We start from the raw sequence: 5,300 nt of genomic DNA, 5'->3' as shown, positions 1-5,300 counted from the left end.
GTATCTATATGGGCTATTCCGTTGATACGGGAAGAAATGTGTACCTGCAACCGTCTTTAGCTTCGCAGGGCGTAAAAGGTACAGTTACCAACGCTTTAGCGTCTGCTTTTGTCGGTTCGCTTGGCGGTGGAAAGTCGTTCTGCAACAATCTTCTGGTGTATTATTCGGTGTTGTTTGGCGGTCAAGCAGTCATTTTAGACCCTAAAAGTGAGCGTGGCAACTGGAAAGAAACACTTCCAGAAATCGCCCATGAAATCAATATCGTAAACCTAACAAGCGATAAAGGCAATGCAGGACTTCTTGACCCGTTTGTGATTATGAAGAATGTAAAAGACGCTGAAAGTCTGGCAATCGACATCTTAACATTCCTTACGGGTATTTCCTCTAGGGACGGCGAAAAATTTCCTGTGTTACGTAAGGCGGTTCGTTCCGTTACCCAGAGCGACAAACGAGGCTTGCTCCATGTGATAGACGAGCTACGCCGTGAAGATACGCCCATAGCAAGAAATATCGCAGACCATATCGACAGCTTCACGGACTACGACTTTGCACACCTGCTGTTTTCAGACGGTACGGTAGAAAATGCAATCAGTCTGGATAACCAACTCAATATCATTCAAGTAGCGGACTTAGTATTGCCAGATAAGGACACGACCTTTGAGGAATACACGACCATTGAATTATTGTCGGTGTCTATGCTGATTGTGATTAGTACTTTTGCCCTTGATTTTATCCATTCGGACAGAAGCATTTTTAAGATTGTCGATTTGGACGAAGCGTGGGCGTTCTTAAATGTGGCACAAGGCGAAACCTTATCAAATAAGCTGGTGCGTGCTGGACGAGCTATGCAGGCAGGCGTTTATTTCGTTACACAATCTTCTGGGGACGTGGCAAAGGAAAGTCTGAAAAACAATATCGGCTTAAAATTCGCTTTCCGTTCTACTGACATCAACGAGATAAAACAGACCTTAGAATTTTTCGGTATCGACAAGGACGATGAAAACAACCAGAAACGGCTTCGTGATTTGGAGAACGGACAATGCTTATTGCAGGACTTATACGGGCGTGTCGGTGTGGTACAGATACACCCAGTTTTTGAAGAACTGCTACACGCCTTTGATACCAGACCGCCCGTACAGAGAAATGAGGTGGAGTGATGAAAGAAAGGATAAAAGGTGCGTTCACAAAAAGGAAGATACTTCACTTTCTCAAAATGGCTCTGTTCATGGTGGCACTCTCCCTTATCCTGCTTTCACTTTTGGGGACGGTGGCTCATGCAACGGGACTTGTAGACGATACTATCAATGCAGAAAATCTTTACTCAAAATATCCGTTATCTAACTACCAGCTTGATTTTTATGTGGATAATAGCTGGTCGTGGTTGCCGTGGAACTGGCTGGACGGCATTGGAAAATCGGTACAGTACGGGCTTTACTGCATTACCAACTTTGTCTGGACGATAAGCCTTTATTTAAGCAATGCCACGGGCTATGTGGTGCAGGAAACCTATAAACTTGATTTTATTAACGATATGGCAGACAGTATCGGAAAAAGCATACAGACCCTTGCAGGCGTAACACAGAACGGTTTTTCCAGCTCTGGCTTTTATGTCGGTTTCCTGCTTCTCATTATCTTAGTGGTGGGACTTTATGTTGCCTATACAGGACTGATAAAACGGGAAACCAGCAAGGCACTTCACGCTGTTATCAACTTTGTGGTGGTGTTCGTGCTGTCCGCTTCTTTTATTGCCTACGCTCCCGACTATATCAAGAAGATAAATGAATTTTCATCAGACATCAGTACCGCTTCTTTGGACTTGGGAACAAAAATCATGCTCCCCAACTCTGACAGCGAGGGCAAGGACAGCGTGGACTTGATACGGGACAGCCTATTTTCTATTCAAGTGGAACAGCCGTGGCTACTTCTGCAATTCGGTAACAGCAACACAGAAGAAATCGGGGCAGACCGTGTCGAAGCTCTTGTATCGGCAAGTCCAGAGGACGAGGACGGGAAAACCAGAGAGGAAGTCGTGAAAACAGAAATCGAGGACAACGACAACAACAATCTGACAATACCGCAGGTAGTGAACCGTTTAGGTATGGTGTTCTTCCTACTGTTCTTCAATTTAGGGATAACGATATTTGTATTCTTGCTTACGGGCATGATGTTGTTTAGCCAGATACTTTTTATTATCTTTGCAATGTTTTTACCTATCAGTTTTCTACTTTCCATGATACCGAGTTATGAAAGCATGGCAAAGCAGGCAATCGTGAGGGTGTTTAATACCATAATGACACGGGCAGGAATAACGCTCATTGTAACAGTAGCGTTCAGCATTTCCAGTATGTTTTATAACATCTCCACGGACTATCCGTTTTTTATGGTGGCGTTCTTGCAGATAGTGTGTTTCGCTGGTATCTACATGAAGCTGGGCGACTTAATGAGTATGTTCTCACTTAATGCTGGCGACAGTCAAAGCATGGGACACAGGATTTTCCGCAGACCGTATCTGTTTATGCGACATCGGGCTAGGCGTATGGAACACCGTATTGCAAGGGCGGTAAGTGCTGGCGGTATTTCGGGCGGTGTCGCTGGTGCGGTTGCTGGAAGTGCCGTTGCTGGCAAACGGGCTGAAAGAAAAAATACCGCTTCTAAAGAAAATCGGGGCAATACCACTTCCAGCGTGGGACAGCGTGCAGGCTCAAAGGTGGGTGCTGTCTTAGATACGAAAAATAAAGTGAAAGACAAGGCAAATGCTGTCAAAGAGAATATCAAGGATATGCCGACACAGACCGCTTATGCGGTGTATTCCACAAAGGAAAAGGCAAAGTCCAGCGTGTCCGACTTCAAGCGTGGCATGGTGCAGGAACAGCAGTCCAGACAGTCGGGACGATTGGAAAGGCAGGCACAGCATAGACAGAGTATCGCTGACAAGCGTATTGAGCTTCAAAAGGCACAAGAAGCAAGGCAGGCACAGCGAAAGACGGACGGATCAGCGACAACGGGAGCTACCCGTCCCCATGAGCGACCAGCCACAGCTTCAACCATTCCAAAGCCGAGTGCGGAAAAAATGCAGGAAGTGAAACGCCCTGCCACAGCGACCACTTCAAAAGCAAGTGCGCCAGTCAAGACGAATGTTGTAAAAGAGCGTCCGTTATCTTCTGGTGCTTCTGATAGAAAAGCGACCCAGCCTGCACAGCCAGTACATAGGCAGAATGTAGAAAAAGTGGTATCGCAGGAAACACACCAGAATGACACCAAAGACCGCAGGATAAAGGTTCAGCAAACGCAAACCGTCCAGAAGAACCAACAGACCATAGAGAAAACTCGTAACCTTGTAACGAAGAAAGGACAGAAGAAAAAATGAAACTGAAACATATCGCTCTTATCGGCAGTCTGTTTCCTATCCTCTTTTCTCTGGTGCTTTTCTTTGGGGTGCTGATTAGTGCGGACAGCGACGATGAGAACAGCAACTTTTCTTCTGGCATTACGGGTATGAACTTATCCGCAGAAGTCTTGAAACATCAGCCTATGGTGGAAAAGTACGCCAGAGAAAGCGGTATCTCCGAGTATGTCAATGTGCTACTTGCTATCATTCAAGTAGAAAGTGGCGGTACGGCAGAAGATGTTATGCAGAGTTCGGAAAGTCTGGGTTTACCGCCCAACTCTTTAGATACGGAAAGCTCAATCAAGCAGGGGTGTAAGTATTTTGCGTCCCTGCTTTCTTCCTGCAAAAATCAAGGTATCGACGACTTGAATGTAGCAATACAGTCTTATAACTATGGCGGTGGCTATGTGGGTTATGTAGCTGGAAAAGGAAAGAAACACACTTTTAATCTTGCAGAGAGCTTCGCCCGTGAAAAGTCGGGTGGAAAGAAAGTAACCTATACTAACCCGATAGCCGTTGCGAAGAACGGGGGCTGGCGATATGGTTACGGAAATATGTTCTACGTAGAATTACTCAATCAATATCTGACCGTGGCACATTTTGATAATGCGACGGCACAAGCGATTATGAATGAAGCGTTGAAATATCAAGGCTGGAAGTATGTATATGGTGGCAGTAACCCGAACACTTCCTTTGATTGTAGCGGACTTGTGCAATGGTGCTATGGAAAAGCTGGTATCTCTTTACCGAGAACGGCACAAGCACAGTATGACGCTACCCAACATCTCCCACTCTCGCAGGCAAAGGCTGGGGACTTGGTGTTTTTCCATTCTACCTATAACGCTGGTTCGTATGTAACCCACGTCGGCATTTATGTAGGAAATAACCAGATGTACCATGCAGGCGACCCGATAGGATATGCAGACCTAAGTAGTAGTTACTGGCAACAGCACTTAATCGGTGCAGGACGAGTAAAACAATAGAAAGGACTTGAAAAATATGTTTAAGAAGAATAAGAAACAGACAGAAACTATCAAAGAACCAAAAGAAAAAAAGGTGCGTACTGTCAAGGTAGGCACACATAAGAAAACCGTGATTGCGTTGTGGGTGGTGCTTGTCGCAAGCGTGAGCTTTGGGGTGTATAAGAATTTTACGGCTATCGACCAGCACACCACCCATGAAAAAGAAATCATTGAACTTCGCTTGCAGGACACCAACGGGATAGAAAATTTCGTGAAGAATTTTGCGAAGTCCTATTACACATGGAATAACAGCAAAGAAGCGATTGAAGCAAGGACGCAGGCAATCAACGGTTATCTGACAAAGGAATTGCAGGGCTTGAATGTGGATACCATTAGAACCGATATACCAACCAGCTCCACGGTTACAGATGTGATTGTATGGAGTATCGAACAGTCGGGAACGGACACTTTTTCTGCTACCTACGAAGTAGATCAGCAGATAAAAGAGGGAGAACAGACAAGCAATGTGAAAGCAACCTATACTGTAAAAGTCTATGTGGACGCAGACGGGGATATGGTAATCGTTCAAAACCCTACCCTTGCACCAGCAGTTGAAAAATCAGACTATGAGCCTAAGACACCAGAAGCAGACGCAAGCGTGGACGCTGATACGGTAAATGACGCTACCGCTTTTCTGGAAACATTCTTTAAGCTGTACCCAACAGCGACGGAAAAAGAGCTTGCTTACTATGTATTGGGAAATGTGATTGAACCTATCGGCAGGGACTACCTTTATTCTGAACTGGTAAACCCTATCTTTATAAAGGACGGCGACAATGTGAAAGTCAAGGTTGCGGTAAAATTCATTGATAATCAGACAAAAGCGACGCAGGTATCGCAGTATGAGCTTGTGCTACATAAGGATAGTAACTGGAAGATTGTAGGATAAA

General features: G+C 45.2%; 4 protein-coding genes. All 4 read left to right on the top strand.

Annotated features, from left to right (window positions below):
- The coding region (locus LJE11_RS18475) for an ATP-binding protein (RefSeq protein ID WP_227296363.1) at positions 1-1,157 on the top strand (1,157 nt) is incomplete at its 5' end.
- On the top strand, positions 1,157-3,367 hold the full coding sequence (locus tag LJE11_RS18470) for a CD3337/EF1877 family mobilome membrane protein (protein WP_129981354.1): 2,211 nt from the start codon (positions 1,157-1,159) through the stop codon (positions 3,365-3,367). The genes LJE11_RS18475 and LJE11_RS18470, both read left to right, overlap by 1 nt.
- Positions 3,364-4,371 (top strand): C40 family peptidase, encoded by a 1,008-nt coding sequence (locus tag LJE11_RS18465; RefSeq protein ID WP_129981353.1) that lies wholly within the window; start codon positions 3,364-3,366, stop codon positions 4,369-4,371. Before LJE11_RS18470 ends, LJE11_RS18465 begins: the two co-directional genes overlap by 4 nt.
- Positions 4,372-4,387: 16 nt before the next feature.
- Positions 4,388-5,299 carry a conjugal transfer protein gene (locus LJE11_RS18460; protein WP_129981352.1) on the top strand — a complete coding sequence of 304 codons (912 nt, stop codon included), beginning with the start codon at positions 4,388-4,390 and terminating at the stop codon, positions 5,297-5,299.
- Position 5,300: the final 1 nt, after the last annotated feature.

The sequence above is a fragment of the Blautia sp. DFI.1.216 genome, assembly GCF_020594215.1.
GTDB lineage: Bacteria > Bacillota > Clostridia > Lachnospirales > Lachnospiraceae > Blautia_A > Blautia_A wexlerae.
Note: the sequence above shows the minus strand (reverse complement) of the source record. Positions and strands in the feature narration are given on the sequence as shown.